Source organism: Arcobacter sp. CECT 8989 (assembly GCF_004116715.1).
Taxonomy (GTDB): domain Bacteria; phylum Campylobacterota; class Campylobacteria; order Campylobacterales; family Arcobacteraceae; genus Halarcobacter.
In genome coordinates this window covers 153,118-172,415 of sequence record NZ_PDKE01000001.1, presented here as the reverse complement: position 1 = coordinate 172,415, position 19,298 = coordinate 153,118, and the positions used below count along the sequence as shown (strand labels likewise).

At 25.9% G+C, this 19,298-nt stretch carries 19 protein-coding genes; all 19 read left to right on the top strand.

Annotation, left to right across the window (positions count from 1 at the left end; translation table 11 throughout):
• The first annotated feature begins 28 nt into the window (after positions 1-28).
• Genes CRV02_RS00710 through CRV02_RS00620 form a run of 19 tightly spaced genes read left to right on the top strand, consistent with a single transcriptional unit; the run spans position 29 to position 19,295 of the window.
• Positions 29-997, top strand: coding sequence for a Gfo/Idh/MocA family oxidoreductase (locus CRV02_RS00710; protein WP_129088723.1), 969 nt, complete (start codon positions 29-31; stop codon positions 995-997).
• Entirely contained in the window at positions 997-1,575 is a 579-nt protein-coding gene (locus CRV02_RS00705) for an acyltransferase (protein WP_129088722.1), read from the top strand. The genes CRV02_RS00710 and CRV02_RS00705 overlap by 1 nt, the downstream gene beginning before the upstream one ends.
• 29 nt (positions 1,576-1,604) lie before the next feature.
• Positions 1,605-2,693: a DegT/DnrJ/EryC1/StrS aminotransferase family protein gene (locus CRV02_RS00700; protein WP_129088721.1), complete on the top strand. Its 1,089-nt coding sequence runs from the start codon at positions 1,605-1,607 to the stop codon at positions 2,691-2,693.
• A 3-nt stretch (positions 2,694-2,696) separates the two neighbouring features.
• Entirely contained in the window at positions 2,697-3,869 is a 1,173-nt protein-coding gene (gene lhgO, locus CRV02_RS00695; RefSeq protein ID WP_129088720.1) for an L-2-hydroxyglutarate oxidase, read from the top strand.
• Positions 3,862-4,842 carry an SDR family NAD(P)-dependent oxidoreductase gene (locus CRV02_RS00690; RefSeq protein WP_258239197.1) on the top strand — a complete coding sequence of 327 codons (981 nt, stop codon included), beginning with the start codon at positions 3,862-3,864 and terminating at the stop codon, positions 4,840-4,842. The genes lhgO and CRV02_RS00690 overlap by 8 nt, the downstream gene beginning before the upstream one ends.
• 3 nt (positions 4,843-4,845) lie before the next feature.
• Entirely contained in the window at positions 4,846-6,036 is a 1,191-nt protein-coding gene (locus tag CRV02_RS00685; RefSeq protein ID WP_129088718.1) for a DegT/DnrJ/EryC1/StrS aminotransferase family protein, read from the top strand.
• Position 6,037: 1 nt separating this feature from the next.
• Positions 6,038-8,038, top strand: a complete 2,001-nt coding sequence (gene asnB, locus CRV02_RS00680) for an asparagine synthase (glutamine-hydrolyzing) (protein WP_129088717.1) — start codon at positions 6,038-6,040, stop codon at positions 8,036-8,038.
• Positions 8,031-8,543 (top strand): DapH/DapD/GlmU-related protein, encoded by a 513-nt coding sequence (locus tag CRV02_RS00675; protein ID WP_129088716.1) that lies wholly within the window; start codon positions 8,031-8,033, stop codon positions 8,541-8,543. Before asnB ends, CRV02_RS00675 begins: the two co-directional genes overlap by 8 nt.
• Positions 8,533-9,711 (top strand): N-acetyl sugar amidotransferase, encoded by a 1,179-nt coding sequence (locus tag CRV02_RS00670; protein ID WP_258239196.1) that lies wholly within the window; start codon positions 8,533-8,535, stop codon positions 9,709-9,711. The genes CRV02_RS00675 and CRV02_RS00670 overlap by 11 nt, the downstream gene beginning before the upstream one ends.
• Positions 9,708-10,325, top strand: a complete 618-nt coding sequence (gene hisH, locus CRV02_RS00665; RefSeq protein WP_129088715.1) for an imidazole glycerol phosphate synthase subunit HisH — start codon at positions 9,708-9,710, stop codon at positions 10,323-10,325. The genes CRV02_RS00670 and hisH overlap by 4 nt, the downstream gene beginning before the upstream one ends.
• A gap of 2 nt (positions 10,326-10,327) precedes the next feature.
• The gene (locus CRV02_RS00660; protein ID WP_129088714.1) at positions 10,328-11,092 is read left to right on the top strand and encodes an AglZ/HisF2 family acetamidino modification protein; all 765 of its coding nucleotides are present in this window, start codon (positions 10,328-10,330) and stop codon (positions 11,090-11,092) included.
• Positions 11,085-11,783 (top strand): hypothetical protein, encoded by a 699-nt coding sequence (locus CRV02_RS00655; RefSeq protein WP_129088713.1) that lies wholly within the window; start codon positions 11,085-11,087, stop codon positions 11,781-11,783. The genes CRV02_RS00660 and CRV02_RS00655 overlap by 8 nt, the downstream gene beginning before the upstream one ends.
• 12 nt (positions 11,784-11,795) lie before the next feature.
• Positions 11,796-12,740 (top strand): sulfotransferase, encoded by a 945-nt coding sequence (locus CRV02_RS00650; protein ID WP_129088712.1) that lies wholly within the window; start codon positions 11,796-11,798, stop codon positions 12,738-12,740.
• Complete coding sequence (locus CRV02_RS00645; protein WP_129088711.1) at positions 12,733-13,452, top strand: WbqC family protein; 720 nt, start codon at positions 12,733-12,735, stop codon at positions 13,450-13,452. The genes CRV02_RS00650 and CRV02_RS00645 overlap by 8 nt, the downstream gene beginning before the upstream one ends.
• Positions 13,445-14,992 (top strand): hypothetical protein, encoded by a 1,548-nt coding sequence (locus tag CRV02_RS00640; protein ID WP_129088710.1) that lies wholly within the window; start codon positions 13,445-13,447, stop codon positions 14,990-14,992. The genes CRV02_RS00645 and CRV02_RS00640 overlap by 8 nt, the downstream gene beginning before the upstream one ends.
• Positions 14,993-14,997: 5 nt before the next feature.
• Entirely contained in the window at positions 14,998-16,461 is a 1,464-nt protein-coding gene (locus tag CRV02_RS00635) for a lipopolysaccharide biosynthesis protein (RefSeq protein ID WP_129088709.1), read from the top strand.
• Positions 16,454-17,377, top strand: a complete 924-nt coding sequence (locus CRV02_RS00630) for a hypothetical protein (protein WP_129088708.1) — start codon at positions 16,454-16,456, stop codon at positions 17,375-17,377. Before CRV02_RS00635 ends, CRV02_RS00630 begins: the two co-directional genes overlap by 8 nt.
• Positions 17,374-18,249 carry an NAD(P)-dependent oxidoreductase gene (locus tag CRV02_RS00625; RefSeq protein WP_129088707.1) on the top strand — a complete coding sequence of 292 codons (876 nt, stop codon included), beginning with the start codon at positions 17,374-17,376 and terminating at the stop codon, positions 18,247-18,249. The genes CRV02_RS00630 and CRV02_RS00625 overlap by 4 nt, the downstream gene beginning before the upstream one ends.
• A complete protein-coding gene (locus CRV02_RS00620) occupies positions 18,249-19,295 on the top strand; it encodes a hypothetical protein (protein WP_129088706.1) in 1,047 nt (348 codons plus the stop codon). Before CRV02_RS00625 ends, CRV02_RS00620 begins: the two co-directional genes overlap by 1 nt.
• The last annotated feature ends 3 nt before the right edge of the window (positions 19,296-19,298 follow it).

The following is a 19,298-nucleotide window of genomic DNA, read 5'->3' as shown; positions in this document are numbered from 1 at the left end:
ACTAAAGTTCAATGCAAGGAGGCACTAAATGCCTAATAGTAAAAAAAGATTTGCATTAATTGGTGCTTCAGGATATATTGCACCAAGACATATGAAAGCTATTACAGAAACAGGGAATGAACTAGTTGCTGCACTTGACCCTTATGATGGAATAGGAATCATGGATTCTCATTTCCCTCAAGCAAGTTTTTTTACAGAGTTTGAAAGGTTTGATAGATTTATTGATAAGTATCATAGAGAAAATGAGAAGAAAATAGACTATATAGGAATTACTACTCCAAATTATCTTCATGATGCACATATTAGATTTGCACTTAAAAGTGGTTGTGATGCAATTTGTGAAAAACCATTAGTATTAAATCCTCACAATATTGATCAGTTAAAAATAATAGAAGATGAAACAGGTAAAAAAGTAAATAATATTTTACAATTAAGATTACATCCTTCAATTATTACTTTAAAAGAGAAAGTTCAACAAGAGTTAGAAGAGAATCCAAATAAGATTTATGATATTGATTTAACTTATCTTACAAGTAGAGGAAAGTGGTACTTTGTATCATGGAAGGGTGATGAAGATAAGTCTGGAGGAATTGCATCTAATATTGGTGTACATTTTTATGATATGTTATCTTGGATTTTTGGTGAAGTAAAAGAGAATATTGTTCACTTAAAACAGCCAGATGCAAATGCAGGATTATTAAGACTTAAAAATGCAAATGTAAGATGGTTTTTATCTGTAAATTATGATTATATTCCAGAAGAAATAAAAGCACAAGGGCAAACTACATTTAGATCAATCACTGTTGAAGGTGAAGAGATAGAGTTCTCTGGTGGATTTAAAGACTTACATACAAGGTCTTATGAAGAGATCTTATCTGGTAATGGGTTTGGATTAGATGAAGCTTATGGGTCAATAGATATTGTGTCTCAAATTAGAAAAACGACACCTATTGGATTAAAAGATGATTATCATCCTTTTTGTAAAAAGATTATCTAATGTCTAATTATTTTGCCCATGAATCATCTTATATTGATGATAATGTAAAAATAGGTAATGATACTAAGATATGGCATTTCTCTCATGTATTAAGTGGTACAACAATTGGAGATAATTGTTCTTTTGGACAAAATTGTGTTGTTGGACCAAAAGTAAATATTGGAAATGGTGTTAAAGTTCAAAACAATATTTCTATTTATGAAGGTGTTGAAGTAGAAGACGATGTTTTTTTAGGACCTTCAATGGTTTTTACAAATGTTATTAATCCAAGGTCATTTATAGTACGAAAAGAAGAGTTTAAAGTAACACTTCTTAAAAAAGGTTGCTCAATTGGTGCAAATGCAACAGTAGTATGTGGTAATACAATTGGTAAATATGCTTTAGTTGGAGCAGGTTCTGTAATAAATAAAGATGTGAAAGATTTTGCACTTATGGTTGGTGTTCCTGCAAGGCAAATTGGATGGGTTTCTATTTCTGGAAATAGATTAGAGTTTGATGAAAACTACATCGCTATAGATTCATTTGATAATAGTAAATATAGACTTCAAAATGATGAAGTAACTTTGGTAGAGGAATAATTTAATTATGATGATTAAGAGGAATTGCTATGCATAAAATAGATTTTGCAAAATTACAAGATCAGTACCAATTATACAAAATAGAAATAGATGAAGCTATACATGCTGTTTTAAATAAATCAAACTACATAATGGGTGAGGAAATTAGTCAATTGGAAAACTCACTTCAAGAGTTTACTAGTGCTAAATATGCAATCTCATGTAGTTCTGGTACAGATGCTTTACTTCTTGCTATGATGGCACTTGATATAAAACCTGGTGATGAAGTAATTACTACACCTTTTACATTTATAGCAACGGCAGAGACAATTGCTTTTTTAGGAGCAGTTCCTGTTTTTGTTGATATCGATGAAAAGACTTATAATATTAATCCAGATTTAATAGAAGATAAAATTACTCCTAAAACTAAAGCAATAATTCCTGTATCTATTTATGGACAACCATCGGATATGGAAAAAATTCAAAATATTGCAAATAAACATAATTTAAAAGTGATAATTGATGGTGCACAAAGTTTTGGTTCTACTTTTAATGCAATAACAGATTCTGCATGGGGAGATATTTCAACTACTTCTTTCTTCCCTGCAAAACCACTTGGATGTTTTGGTGATGGAGGAGCAGTTTTTACTGATAATAAAGAGATAGCCGAAAAAATGAAATCATTAAGAGTTCATGGACAAAGCAAAAGGTATCATCACAAATATATTGGTATGGGTGGAAGACTTGATACTATTCAAGCTGCAATTCTAAATGTAAAATTAAAATATTATGAAAAAGATTTAGCTCTAAGACAAGAAGTGGCAAGTAAATATACAAAAGCTTTATCTAGAAAAGATTTGATTTTACCTTTTGTTGATAAAAATGCAACTTCCGCTTGGGCACAATACTCAGTAAGAGTAAAAAATAGAGATAATATACAATCCTCTCTAAAAGAGAATGGTATACCAACAGCAGTGCATTATCCTATGCCATTGCATCTTCAGGAATGTTTTGAATGCCTAGGATATAAAAAAGGTGCTTTCCCTATCTCTGAAATAGTTTCAGAAGAGATTATGAGCTTACCAATGAATCCTTATTTAACAGATGAAGAAATAGAATATATTAGTGAGAATATTTAGTAGATGATCTATGATTATTTAATAGTTGGCTCAGGTATTATAGGTATGACAATTGCCTATGAACTAAAAGAAAGAAATTCTTCTTTAAAAATAGCTATTATTGATAAAGAAGAAGATGTAGCAAAACATGCAAGTGGAAGAAATAGTGGAGTTCTTCATGCAGGTTTTTATTACACTGCAAATAGTTTAAAAGCAAAATTTACAGTAGATGGAAATAGACTAATGAAAGAGTTTTGCAAAAAGAATAGTATTTTTGTAAATGAAACTCAGAAAATAGTTGTAGCAAAAAATGAAAAAGAAGTTCAAGGGATATATGAACTTCAAAAAAGAGCAGAAATAAATGGAGTTGAGACAAAAATTATAAGTGAAGAAGAAGTATCAAAAATTGATCCAAATATTAAAACTTATAAAAAAGCACTTTTTTCTCCAAATACTGCAAGTGTAGATCCAAAAGAAGTTTGTTATAAATTAAAAGAGGTTTTAAAAGAAAAAGGAATAAATTTTTATTTTAATACTTCTTTTGAAAATAGTGATTTAGAATATAAATATTTAATAAATTGTGCAGGAGCATATGCAGATAAAATTGCTCAAAGATTTGGTTTAGCAAAAGATTACACTTTACTACCTTTTAAAGGGATTTATTTAAAATATGCAACAAATAAAAGTGATATTAAAACAAATATATATCCTGTACCAAATTTGGCAAATCCTTTTTTAGGTGTTCATTATACAATTACAGTAGATGGAAGTATAAAAATAGGACCTACTGCTATTCCAGCCTTTTGGAGAGAAAACTATAAAGGTTTAAGTAATTTTAATTTTAAAGAAATGATTGAAATACTATACTTCGAAACTAAGTTGTTTATTCAAAATAGTTTTAATTTTAGAAAATTAGCAATTGAAGAAATGAAAAATTATCAATCACATATTTTTATCCAAAAAGCAAAAGATATGGTTAAAAGTATAGGAAATGACTTTACGCCAATTCCTGCTGGAATAAGGGCTCAGTTATTAAATAAAAAAACAAATGAATTGGTTCAAGATTTTGTACTTGAACACAGCAAAAACTCAACTCATATTTTAAATGCAGTAAGCCCTGCATTTACTTGTAGTTTTGCTTTCGCAAAATATGTAGTTAATGAAATTGAAAAAAATAAAGGAAATAATAATGAATAAATTAGAAAATGCAAGAGTTTTAGTTATAGGTGCAGCAGGTTTTATTGGTGGTTTTGTTGTAAGTGAATTATTAAAAGAACCTGTAAAAGAAGTTATTATTTATGATAATTTTACCCGTGGAAAGATGGAAAATCTTGAAGATAGTTTAAAAGATTCAAGATGTTCAATCTTCCCTTATGGTGGAGATGTAAGAGAAGTTGATATTTTAGATAAAGCTATGGAAGGTGTAGATTATGTATTTCATTTAGCTGCTATGTGGCTTTTACATTGTAAAGATTTTCCAAGAACAGCATTTGATGTAAATATTGCTGGTACTTTTAATGTATTAGAAGCTTGTGTAAAACATAAAGTTAAAAAATTAATTTATAGTTCTTCTGCGTCTGTTTATGGAGATGCTGTACAAGTTCCAATGACAGAAGACCATCCTTTCAATAATAAAAATTTCTATGGTGCAACAAAAATAGCTGGTGAAGCAATGTGTACAGCTTATAATGATAGATATGGTTTAGAAATTGTTGGACTTAGATACATGAATGTATATGGTCCAGGACAAGATCAACATGCTGTTTATAGTGGGGTAGTTCCTATTGTTTTAAATAAAATTGATAGAAATGAAGAACCTACTGTAAATGGTGATGGAAGTCAGGCATATGATTTTATTTATGTCGAAGATATTGCAAGATGTAATATATCTGCAGCTAAATCAGATGTAAAACTTGGATACTATAATGTTGGAACAGAGATCCAAACTACTATTAAAACACTGTGTGAAACAATGTTAAAATTAAAGGAGTCTAATTTAAAAATCAATTATATTCCTTATAGTGAAGATGATGCTAGACAACTAGTTCAAAATAGAATTGGATCAAGAGAAAAAGCAGAAAAAGAGCTTGGGTTTAAATATAAGTACTCTTTAGAAGATGGATTAAAGGCCTTAATTAGTTGGAGAGAGAGTAAAGGAATTAGAGGTTAATCTATGAAAATGAATATCCCTATTACAAAAACAATTTTTGGTGATGAAGAAAAAGAAGCAATGGTTAAACCTCTTGAAACTGGTTGGGTTGTACAAGGACCCAATGTAGCTAAATTTCAAGAAATGTTTAGTGTGTTTACTGGTGCTAAGTATTCTCATGCTACAACAAGTTGTACTACTGCCTTGCACTTAGGACTTGAAGCTATGGGTATTAAAAGAGGAGATAAAGTAATTGTTCCTTCTTTTACTTATGTGGCAAGTGCAAATGCAGTTGAATATACTGGTGCAGAAGTTGTATTTTGTGATATTGATTTAAGAACATTTAATATTGATGAAACAAAATTAGAAGACTTAATAAAAGGTGATAATTCAATTAAAGCAATAATGCCAGTAAATCTATTTGGACTTTGCTCAAACATGCCATATATTATAAACTTAGCTAAAAAATATAACTTGAAAGTTATTGAAGATAGTGCTTGTGGTTTTGATGGTTGGATTGGAGATAAACACTCTGGTACTTTTGGAGACTGTGGTTGTTTTTCTTTTCATCCAAGAAAATCAATATGTACGGGTGAAGGTGGTATGTTAATTACTAGTGATGAAGATATTGCAATTAGAGTATCTCAGTTAAAAGACCATGGTGCAAGTAAATCTGACCTTCAAAGACACAAAGAAAAAGGTGGTTCTTTATTACCTGACTTTACTATGAGAGGGTATAATTATAGAATGACAGATATGCAAGGTGCACTTGGGGTTTGTCAAATGAATAAAAAAGAGTATATTCTGAATGGTAGAAGAGTAGTTGCATCAAAATATGATGAAGTACTAAAAGATATATTTCAACTTGTGTCTCCTTTTACTCCTGAAAACTATAAACATGGATATCAATCATATGTTTGTATTTTTACTGATGGAGAAGATATTTCTACTCTTACTAAAGAGCAAATTGATAGAATCAATATAAAAAGAAATATTTTTATGGAAAAATTAGAAGATATGTCTATTGCTACAAGACAAGGTACTCATGCTGTACATACTTTAGGTTATTATAAAAACAAAAATAATTTTAGTGATGAAGATTTTCTTATGAGTTATGCTGCAGATAGATTATCTATTGCATTACCTCTTTATGCTGGTATGTCTGAAGAAGAGTTTGATTATGTAATTTTAAATATAAAAGAGGCATTAAAATAATATGTGTGGTATAGTAGGAGCATTATCGTTAAATAGACCATCTATAGATGTAAATTATATAAAAACTATGGCAGATAAAATCGCTCATAGAGGACCTGATGATGCAGGTTATTTATGCTTTCATACAGGTGCAAGACATAATAAAAGAATTTCTTTTTATCAAAATCTTACAGATGAAAGATTTAAAAATATAGATGATATGCTTCCTAGCATTGAATCAAGTTCTGCACAAAGAGAATTACATTCTCATGATTATGATCTTTACATGGGACATAGAAGGCTTTCTATTTTAGATATTTCTTATGCTGGACATCAGCCTATGAGTGACTTGTCTAAAAATATTTGGATAGCTTATAATGGTGAGATATATAACTTTAAAGAAATAAGAAAAGAACTTGAAGAATTAGGACATCGATTTAAAAGTTATACTGATACAGAAGTTATTATATATGCATATATAGAGTGGGGTATAGAATGTATCAAGCGATTTAATGGTATGTTTGCATTTTCTCTTTATGATAACTTTAATAAAAAGTTTTATCTTTGTAGAGATAGGTATGGAATAAAACCTGTATATTATCATCTATCTGAGGATAAAACTTTTATATATGGAAGTGAGATAAAGTCTATTTTGGAATATAAAGATTATAAAAGTGAAGTAGATAAAGAAGCACTTCTTGAGTACTTTACATTTCAAAATATATTTACAAATAAAACACTCCACAAAGATATCAAAATACTTGAAGCTGGACACTATTTTGAAATTAATTTATTAAGTAAAGAAATAGAGAAAAAACAATATTGGGATTTTGATTTTTCTGAACCAGAAAAAATAAAAGATGAAAGAGAATATATCGAAGAACTAGATAGACTTTTTATTCAAGCAGTAGAGCGTCAACTTGTAGCTGATGTACAAGTAGGAAGTTATCTAAGCGGTGGTATGGATAGTGGAAGTATAACTGCTATAGCTTCAAATCATTTTAAAAAATCAAATGATTTTTTAAAAACTTTTACAGTAGGTTTTGATTTGTCAAGTGCTAGTGGTATGGAACTTAGTTTTGATGAGCGAGCAAAATCTGAGTATATGTCATACAAGTTTAAAACTGAGCATTATGAAATGGTTTTAAAATCTGGCGATATGGAAAGATGCATTAATAATTTTGCTTATCATTTGGAAGAACCAAGAGTAGGACAAAGTTATCCAAACTATTATGCAGCAAAGCTTGCTTCAAAGTTTGTAAAAGTAGTATTAAGTGGAGCAGGTGGTGATGAACTTTTTGCAGGTTATCCTTGGCGATACTACAAAGCAGTAAATAATGATAACTTTGATGATTATATAGATAAATATTATAGTTTTTGGAAAAGGCTTATTGATAATAAAGATATAAAAAATGTATTTTCTCCTATTTTAAGTGATACAGAAAAAGTATGGACAAGAGATATATTTGCAAATGTGTTTAATATTCCTATTAAGAGTCAGACTCCTGAAGAGTATATAAATCATTCTTTATATTTTGAAGCAAAGACTTTTTTACATGGTTTACTAGTAGTTGATGATAAACTTTCTATGTCACATAGTTTAGAAACAAGAGTACCATTTTTGGATAATGATTTAGTAGATTTTGCACAAAAAGTACCAGCTAAATATAAACTTGGTGATTTACAAAAAGTAGTTAAGATGAATGAAAATGAAATAGGTAAAATGCAAAAAACTAATGATGGAAAAGTTATATTGCGAAAAGCTATGAGTAAGTATATCCCAGAAGATATTCATAAAGCGGTAAAACAAGGTTTTAGTTCTCCTGACCAAAGCTGGTTTAAAGGTGAAAGTATAGAGTTTGTAAAAGCAAAACTTTTAAATGAAAATGCAAATATATATAAATATATGGATAAAGATGCTACGTTTAAACTTATAAATGAGCATTTAAGTGGCAAAGAAAATAGACGATTGTTTATTTGGAGTCTTTTAAATTTTGAAGAGTGGAGTAATATTTATGTATAAAAAACTATTAAAACTTTTTTTAAAAAAAAGAGATATTACAAAATTAAAATTTAATAGAGTTTTACCATTTGGAGAATATATAAATGATAGGTGGGAAAAGGCTAAATATTTAGGTTTTGGAGATGGTAGTAGTATTTATGATAGTGCAATAGTCATAGGAAATGTAAAAGTGGGTGAGAATACTTGGATTGGACCAAATGTGCTTTTAGATGGAAGTGGTAATTTAGAAATTGGTTCAAATTGTTCTATCTCAGCAGGAGTACAAATTTATTCACATGATAGTATTAACTGGGCGATAAGTGGAGGAAAAGAAAAATATGAATATTCAAAAACAATTATTGAAGATAATTGTTATATAGCACCAAATGTCATTATTCAAAAAGGTATAAAAATAGGTAAAGGTTCAATAATTGGAGCAAATAGTTTTATAAATAAGAATATTCCTGCTAATTCAAAAGCATTTGGTACTCCTATAAAAATAAAAGGAAATGTAATTGATAATTAAAGAAGAATTAAATACCAATTTAAAAGTTTGTTCTAGATGTATTTATGATGAAAGAGTAGCTTCTATTGAATTTGATGAAAATGGAGTATGTAATTATTGTCATCAAGTTGATAAGTTAGTTAAAGAGTATGGAACAGGGCAAGAAAAAGGGAAAAAAGAATTTTTTGAAATTATTAATAAAATAAAAAAAGCTGGTAAGAATAAGAAGTATGACTGTATTATTGGAGTAAGTGGTGGTACAGATTCTTCTTATATGCTATATCTTGCTAAAAAATGGGGCTTAAGACCTCTTGCTGTTCATTATGATAATACTTGGAATACAGCAATTGCTACTGAGAATATTAGGAAAGTTCTTACTGCATTGGATGTAGATTTATATACCCATGTAATTGATAATAAAGAATCAGATGATATTTTTAAATCTTTTTTTTATGCAGATGTAGCAGAAATAGAAGCTTCAACTGATTTAGCTCTTGCAGAAGTAATGTATAGAGCAGCATGGAAATACAAGGTAAAATATGTATTAGAAGGGCACTCTTTTATTACTGAAGGTATTACTCCTGTAGGAAGAAACTATTTTGATGGTAAATACATCAAATCTATTCATAAAAAGTTTGGTAGATTACCTATGAAATCTTATCCTTTAATGACTTTTAGTAAATTTTTATTTTGGAGTATGTTTGCACAGATAAAAAAAATTAGACCTTTTTGGTACATAGATTATAATAAAGAGGATGCAAGAGCTTTTTTAGAAAAAGAGTATGACTGGAAATATTATGGTGGACATCATTTAGAAAATAGAATGACAGCTTTTTTTCATGGTATTTATGCTCCTCAAAAATTTAATACAGACTTTAGAAATAATACTTTATCTGCACTAGTAAGAAATGGTAAAAAAGATAGGCTTGAAGCATGGGCTGAGTATTCACAAGAGCCTAATGTAGAAAAAGATTTATTAGAATATTTTAAAAAAAGACTTGGCTTAACTAATGAAGAGTATATTAGAGTGATGTCAAGAAACCCAAAAAATTGGTTTGAATATCCTACCTATAAAAAAAGATTTGAATTTCTTAGACCATTATTTAAAATATTAGCAAAAGCAAACTTGGTACCAATGAGCTTTTATCTTAAATATTGTTTTCCTATAAAAAAGGATGATAAAAAATGATTACAATAGTTGATTATGGAATGGGAAATTTAGGTTCAATAAAAAATATGTTTAAATATATTGGTGTAGATGCAATAATTGAAAGTGATATTGATAAAATTAAAAAAGCATCAAAAATTTTACTTCCTGGTGTTGGTTCTTTTGATACAGCAATGAAAAAGATAAATGAAACTGATTTAAAAGAAGTATTAAATGAAAAAGCTTTAAAAGAACAAATACCCATACTAGGAATTTGTCTAGGTATGCAGTTATTGACTAATTCAAGTGAAGAGGGCACTATATCAGGACTTGGATGGATAGATGCTGAGGCTATCAGTTTTAAAGATAGAATTGCTAAAAATTATAGAATTCCACATATGGGATGGAATATAGTTAAAAAATCAAATAAGAGTTTACTTACTAATGGTTTTGAAGAATTTGATGAAACTAGATTTTACTTTGTACATTCTTATTTTGTGAAAGTAAAAAATGAAGATAATTCTATTTTAAAAGTAAACTATGGTTGTGAATTTGATTGTGCTATTCAAAAAGATAATATTTTTGGTGCACAATTTCATCCAGAAAAAAGCCATAAATTTGGTATGAAACTTTTTGAAAATTTTGCAGGGATATAGATATGTTAAGAACTAGATTAATTCCTTGTTTATTATTAAAAAATGAAAGTCTTGTAAAGACAGTAAAGTTTAAAGAATATAATTATATTGGTGACCCTGTTAACACTGTTAGAATATTTAATGAACTAGAAGTTGATGAATTAATGTTTTTGGATATTTTTGCATCAAAAGAAAATAGAGATATTAATTTTAAAATACTTGAAGATATTGCAAATGAATGTTTTATGCCATTAAGTTATGGTGGAAATATTAAAAGCTTAGATGATGCAAAAAAAATATTTAAAATAGGTTTTGAAAAAGTTGTTATAAATTCAAGTTCTTTTAATAACTTAAAATTAATAGAAGAAATTTCTAATTATTTTGGTGTTCAGAGTGTTGTTTGTTCAATAGATATAAAAAATAGTTTTTGGGGTACTCAGAAAATATATTCTCATCATGGAAGAAAAAAACAAAATGTAGATATTGTTTCCTGGGTAAAAAAACTTGAAAAAGCAGGTGCAGGAGAATTATTAGTTACTTCTATTGATAAGGAAGGAAGTTGGGAAGGTTATGATATTGAACTCATAAAAAAGATAACAAGTAATGTTCAGATACCAGTTATTGCAAATGGTGGCTGTGGTAAAGTTGAACATTTAGGTGAAGTTGTAGAAAAAGCAAATGCTTCAGCTTGTGCTATAGGTAGTATGCTAGTATATCAAAAAAAAGGAATGGGAGTGCTTGTTAATTTTCCAGATAAAAAAGAATTAAGTAAGGAGTTAAATGGATAATTTTACTTTTAAGTATTATAAAGAAATATTTCAAACAGCTTTAGCAAATAATTATCAAATAATAACTTTAAAAGAGTTTTTTTTAGATGAATTTGATAGTCAGAAAAAAGTTTTTATTAATAGAATTGATGTAGATATTAAGATAGAAAGATTACGAGATATTTATAAAATATTTACTGAACTTAAAATTAGAGCAAGTATCTATCTTAGATTACATGCTTCTAATTATAATTTATTATCAATTAGTAATATACTGATTATTCAAAAACTAAAATCAATGGGGTGTGAAATATCCTTACATACAGAACTTGAAGATGTGGGAGAATATTGCAATTTAAATAAAAATAATTTATTAAAGCAACAGATAGATTTATTTGAATTACTAATAGGAGATAAGGTTTATGGAACAGCTTCACATGGGGATAGAACACCTTATAATAATTTAAATTTTTGGGATAAAAATAAGCCGTCAGATTTTGGATTAGTTTATGAAGCGTATGACAAAAGGTTATGGAATAACTGTAGATATGTAAGTGATAGTGAATGGACTAAATGGAAGTCTTATGATAATGGAAAGCTATTAGAAAATGATAGAAGAACTCCTATTGAGCATATGTTAGATGACTCTCCTAGTTGTTTTCATCTTTTAACTCATCCCGAGAGTTGGTATTATGAGTATATTTATGAATAAAGAAAGGTAACTATGGATAAATTAGATTTTTTAAATCAATTAAATACTGATTTAACTCATTTAGAGAAAAAATTAAGTAAAAATATTGACTCTACTGAAAAGTTTTCCAATTTATTTATATTAGGACTACCAAGATCTGGGACAACTTTAATAGGACAAATTTTATTCAATTGTCTAAATGTTAATTGTGTAGATGAACTTTCTTCTAAGTTTTGGAAAGTCCCCTTAGTTGGTGCTCATTTAAGTAAATATGTATTAGGTGATTTCAAATCAAATAATTACGAATCATTTTATGGAAGAGCTTTAAATTTTGCAAATCCTCATGAGTTTTCTTGGTTTTGGCATGAGTATTTAGAAAAAGATGAAACTCATAAATTATATAATAGTATTACTAATGATAATTTACATAAACTTTCTAAAAAGATAAATCAACTTTCAAATATATATCAACAATCTTTAGTTTATAAGCCTTTAGATTTATTTTTTCCAGTTTTAGAGAATTTAGAAAATTTTAATAAAAAAAGTTTTTTTATTTATATTGATAGAAATGAATTAGATATTGGAATGTCTATTTTAAAAGCAAGACAAATAAATAATAAAAATATTAATGATTGGTGGAGTTCTTATCCTTTAGAAAATGATTACATAAAAATTAAGAATATGGATCCTTTTACACAAATTGCAGGCCAGATTTTCTTTTTAAAAAGACATTTTTTTAAACTTTTGGATAATATTCCTGAAGATAGACTAATTATTATTTCTTATGAAAAATTATGTAGTGACCCTTATAATACATTAAATTCTATAATAACAAAAATAAATAAAATTAATGAAAATAAACTTTCAATTATAAATAAACCAAAAGAGTTTGTAAAAAGAAAACATAATTATAATGAAAATGATCTCAAGAAAATGGAATCTAAATTAAAATTAATAAAAAAGGAATATAATGATTAAACTTGCAATTCATCAACCGGATTTTTTTCCTTGGTTAGGTTTCTTTCATAAACTTAGTTTAACAAATACATTTATTATTTTTGATCATGTACAAATAACTAGAGGTAAAAGTTGGTCCAGTCGAAATAAAATATTATTAAATAATAAAGAACAGTGGTTAACAATTCCTTTAAAAAAGTCAGGGCAATCATTTCAGTTAATTAATGAAACAGAAATAAATTATGAGCAAAATTTTATAAAAAAACATCTTGGTACTTTAAAACAAGCTTATGGTAAAAGTAAATATTTTAAAGAAGTTTATCCTGAAATAGAAAAAATATATATGAAAAATCATAAATTTTTAAGTAGTTTTAATAATGAATTTATTTTTTTGATAGCAGAAAAAATGGAATTAGATATAAAATTTATTTTTAGTAGCAATTTAGTGAAAGAAAAATCTGAATTATTGGAATTGTCATCTAATGAATTAGTTTTAGGATTATGTAAAGAAGTTAATTGTAATAAATATTATTCAGGAACAGGTTGTTTAGATTTTATTAAACCTGATACTTTTAAAAAAAATAATATAGAATTTATTTTTCAGGAATTTGAACACCCTTCATATAATCAAATTAATAATAAAGAATTCTATTCCCATCTTTCTTCTTTAGATGCTTTATTTAATTTAGGTTTTACTGGATTTTCAAATTTAATTAAGGAATGTGATGGATAATTTAATTTTATATTTTTTTTTAGTATGCTTTTTATATATTTTTAGAATATATGTCATTAAGTTACATTCTTTTCATTTTGATGATGGTATATCTGGTGATGCCTCAGGTCATTATACTATAATTAAAACATTTAAAGAAAAAATAACTTCAATTTATGTGAAACAATTTTTAATAAAAAACGAGGGACCTATGTCGTATGCTGTCTTTTATCATATGATAGCATCTCTCTTTTCTAAAAAAACTATAGAATCAAGATATAAAATTAATTTGTTTTTCTTTTGTATATTTGGACTTATTTATTTTCTTTTAGTGGAACATATTATTTCAAATAATTTGATTCAATATAATAGTTCAAGTTCTTTTTTCATTATTATTTGCTTCTTTTTATTTATTACATCTATAACAAATTTTTATTCATTTGGGACCAATATTGCTTATTTAGATTTAGGTGAACGTTTTTTAGCAAAAATTTTGACTTCTTTTTATTATTTTACTTTATTGATTTTTTTTAGTTCAGATAATGATTATTTTATTCTTTTATCAATACTTTTTTCCTCTTTATCTTTTTTAACATCAAATTTTGCAAGACAGGCATTAATAATACCTACATTGTTTTTTTCATTTTTTACTTTTTCATTTGTACCTATTTTAATTTTATTTTTAGGTCTAATATTAGCTATTATACTACAAAGTAAAAGGTTTCTTCGAAGTTTAAAATTTCAATACCTACATTTAAAACTCTACCAAAAGACATTTGCTAAAAGTGAGCTAAGAAAACATGTATTATCTTCTTTTATTTCTAAAAAAGATTTGGTCGGGTTTTTCAAGAATAAAAATTTAAAAAATTTGTATAATGTAATATTTAAAGAACCTATAAGAGGTATATTATTTATACCCGAAATAATTTTATTGTTTATTACTTACTTTTATACTAATGATAAATTATTAAATAACAGTATCCCTTTGTTTATTTCTATATATTTAACATATTTAATTGTTTCAACAAAAACATTTAATTTTATTGGTGAATCTTATCGTTATATTGAATACACAACATACTTTTTGTTTCCTTTTCTTTTATCTTATATATTTGTAAATGATTTATTACCTAATAAAGAATATTTTTTTATAATATATGGAGTTTATGTAAGTATATTTTTTATTTTATATTTGAAACTATTAAAATTTCAGAAAGAAAATTTTTCTACAAAATATTTATCTGATTTATTAGAAAATATACATTTTTCAGAAACTAATAATATTTTGCCTATTCCATTACGACTTACTTTAGATATTTGTGCAAGAACTGAAGCTAATGGAATATGGTGGCAACCAGGTAATTTGACGGAAAATATACAAAATAATTATTTAGAAGAATATCCTTTTCCTTCAAAAGATTTGTTTTCAATTATTAAAAAGCATAATATAACTCATGTAATTGTTGATATTAACTCATTAACTAAAATAAATTGGGAATATCCTTTTGATAAACTAATATTAATTTATGAAAATGAAACTCATAGAGTTTATAAGGTATAAATTAAGTGAAAAAATATGTAAAACGTTTATCTAAAGATTCAATGCTTTATGGTTTTGGAACAGCAATAGGACAACTATTTTCTTTTGTATTAGCTCCTATTTTAACTGCAGTTTTTTCACCGACAGAATTTGGAATAATATCTTTATTACAAACTTCTTTTGGTTTTATGATTATGATTGCATTAGCTAATTTAAGTTCAGGTGTTTATTTTTATTATTTTGATTTTAAAAAAGATTCTCAAAGAAAAGTTGTTTTAACAACATCTATTATTTTTCATTTTATTTTGGCATTATTTTTTTCTATTTTACTTTGGAGTTTATCTTCTTATATCTCTTCACTATTAAATATTAAAAAATCAATGGATGAATATATAGATTATTCGTATTTTATTGAAATATTATCAATAGGTTTATTCTTTTCTATAATAGATACACAGTTTAAAAATTTATTAAGAATGCTAAGAAAACCTATGTCTTTTACTATTTTAACTTTAATATATGTATTATCAAATTTTATTTTTATTTTAATTTTAGTTATATGGCTAGAAAAAGGTATAGAAGGTGTATTTATAGCAAGTGTAATCTCTACTGCTTTAAGTTCTCTTATTGGTTTATTTTTGGTAAAAAATGAATTTGGGAAAGAAATTTCTTTTATTTACTTAGGTTTATTCTTCTCTTATGCATTGCCACAATTTCCATCTGTTTTTTTTAATTGGGGTATAGCACAAAGTAATAGATACTTTATAAATTATTATTCAGAACTTTCTGAGCAAGGCTTATATGCAATAGGTTTAAAATTAGCCTCAATTTTTTTATTATTTACTGTTGCTTTTCGCTTAGCTTGGGACCCATTTGCATTGTCTGTAAAAGATAAAGAAGATGCAAAAATTATATATAAAAAGTTTTATAATTATTTTATGCTATTTTTTACTTGGTTAGGGTGCTCCGTAGCAGTTTTTTCTAAACCATTATTGATTTTACTTACCCCTGTTTCTTATCATGAAGCATATATACTATCAATAATTTTAGTATTTGCTTTTTTAATAAAAAATACAAATAATATTTTAGGCTTAGGAATTAGTTTAACAAAAAAAACAAAATATATTTCTTATATACAGTTTATTGTATTTTCTATTACAATATTACTGTCATATATACTTATCCCTTTATATCACAGTATTGGAGCAGCAATTTCCTTTTTATTAGGTTCCTTAATTCAAGGGTATTTATATTATTATATTTCTGAAAAACTGTATAGAGTAGAATATGATTTTTGGAAAATGAATTTTTATTTCTTAATAATGATAAGTATTATGATAATAAGTGTTTATTTCATTGACTCTTTAAATACTTTAATTTATTTATTTATTTTTGCAACAATAGTATCTTCTTTCCTTCTTGCCATATCTATTTTATTTTTCAATAAAATAGAAAAAGAATTTACGTTTAAAGGTAATATTTATGGTTAAAATAAAATATTTATTAAAAAAAATTATAGGTAACTTTTTATTACGACAAATATATTTCTTAAAAAAAAGAATTAATTTAGACAAATACGATAGTGAAGTTCTTATATATAAAATTGATAATAATAAGCTAAATAAAATTTATTTAGAAAAACATCTAATAAACAGTTTAATATCAAATAATCAATTAGTTTATGAAAATAAAAATGAATTTGATTTAAAACAAGGATTATACCGAATTTTTTCTTCTTCCAAAAAAAATAATTTCCAGTTTTTAGTAAAAGGGAATTCTTTTTTAGAAGATATGAAGAATTGTATGTATTTATTTGCAAGGGGAAACTATGATAATCCTTTATTACATGAAACAAAATTAGAAATTCTAAAGAAAAGAAAACTTATAATGACATGTAGTAGTGTATCAAGATTTATGAAATTATTTATTGAGCATTATTATCCTTCCATAAAAGTAAGGATTATTTATTTTTTAACTGAAAAAAAATACAATGGTTATAATGATGGTCATACAATTCTTGAAATATATTGTAATGAAAGAGAAAAGTGGATTGTAGTTGATTTTACTCGATCTTGTTTTTATTTAAAAAATAATATTTATTTGAGTGCATATGAATTATTGAATGTTAATAAAGTAACAACTGATATATATAATAAGTTTCCTATTGATCTAAGATTTCAAGAAAAGAATTTAAATTATATATTTTTTGAAGAATATTCCTATTCTGAAGAAGGAACTAAAGATTATATAAAACGCATTTTTAATATACTTATTATTCCCTCATATAATAAAGTTTATGCAGTTTCAAGTATCAAAAATTTAAAAAAAGTTAAGAAGATATATCCTAATATTGTTTTATTGGATAAAAAAGATTTTTTAGACAAATTTTATAAAGGAAATATATGAAAATATTAATTGTTGGAGCAAATGGCCTTTTGGGTAGATATTTAGTAAAATTTTTTAGTAAAGAGAATAATGTATATGCTTCAGTAAAAGATAAAAATAAGTTAAATTTTGAATTAAATAATAATATAGAAATAATAGAACTAGATTTAATGTCTCCAGATCTTTCTAAATTATCAACAGATATTGATGTAATATTTTACTTAGCTCAATCAAATAAGTTTAGAGATTTTCCTGAGGGGAGTGACGACATGATAAATGTTAATATAGTTGCTCCTAATTTAATTGCAGAGTGGGCAGTTAAAAATAATATACCTAAATTTATTTATGCCTCAAGTGGTGGTGTTTATGCTAGTTCAGATAATCCTGTTAAAGAGATATCGAATATTAATGCAAATAAAAAATTAGGATTTTATTTAAATAGTAAGTTAAGTGCAGAGATGCTTTTAAAGAACTATGCGAATATGTTTAATGGTTTTATTGTTATTCGACCTTTTTTTATGTATGGATTAGGGCAAAATTCATCAATGTTAATTCCTAGATTAATAGAAAATATTAAAATAAATAAAACAATTACACTTTCTGGAAAAAAAGGTATTAAAATTAATCCTATTTATATCGATGATGTTGTTAATGCAATGAATTCATTACTTTTTTTAAATGGAGAACATATTATAAATATTGCAGGGAGTGAAATTATTAGTTTGAAAGAGATTAGTGAAAAAATAGCTTTTCTTTTAAATAAAGAAGTATCTTTTTCTTTTAGTAAAGAACAAGAGGATTTAGTTGCTGATATAACAACAATGAAAGAAAAATTATGGGAACCTTCTATTCTTTTAGATGAAGGGCTTTCTAAAATGATAGGAATATACTAATGAATATATTACATCTTCCAACTTCAGTAGGAGGTAATTCATGGGGACTTTCACAAGCTGAAAATACAATATCTTTAAACTCAAAGGTTTTAATTGATTCTGATAATTGGTTAAATTATGACTATGATATTTGTTTGAATCTTGAAAAAAAAAATAAACTTTCTCAAATTTTAACAAGAATTAAAACTTTTTTTCAAATAAATGGAAAATATGATGTATATCATTTTAATTATGGATCTACTTTAATAGATTTTATAAACTACGATGTGCATTTATTAGATTTGCCATTCTATAAAGGAAAAAAGATTATTACTTATAATGGAAGTGATGCTAGACAAAATTTAAATAAATTAAAAAATAAATATATTGATGAAATATATGAACTTTATACTTATAATAATATAAAACAAAACTTGAGACTAAAAAAAAGAATCCAAAAAGTCTCAAAAAATGTTGATCATATATTTGCTTTAAACCCTGATTTAATGTACTTTCTACCTTCTGATAAAACCAGTTTTTTACCATATACAATTGCAGGTTGGGATAAGATTAATTATAATAATTATTTTATAGATGAAAAAATTAAAATTGTTCATTCCCCCACAAATAGAGAAGTAAAAGGTTCTAAGTATATTCTTGAGGCATTGTCAAATCTTCAAAAGAAATATTCTAATGTTGATATTGAAATTATAGAAAACATACCTTATTCTGAAGCGTTAAAAAAATATAATGAAGCTCATATTGTAATTGATCAAGTTTTAATTGGTTGGTATGGTGCTTTTGGTGTAGAGGTTATGAAAATGGGTAAACCTTTAGCTGTATATATAAGAGAAGAAGATTTAAAGTTTATACCTTCTGATATGGCAAAAGAACTTTTAAGTTCAGTAATTAATATCAAAAATGATAATATAGAAAAAATTCTTTCTTATTATATAGAAAATAAAGAATTATTATATGAAAAAAGTAATTTAGTACAAAAGTATGTTAACTATTGGCATTGTCCAAATAGAATAGCAAAAATAGTTAAATCAGTATATGAAAAATGATAA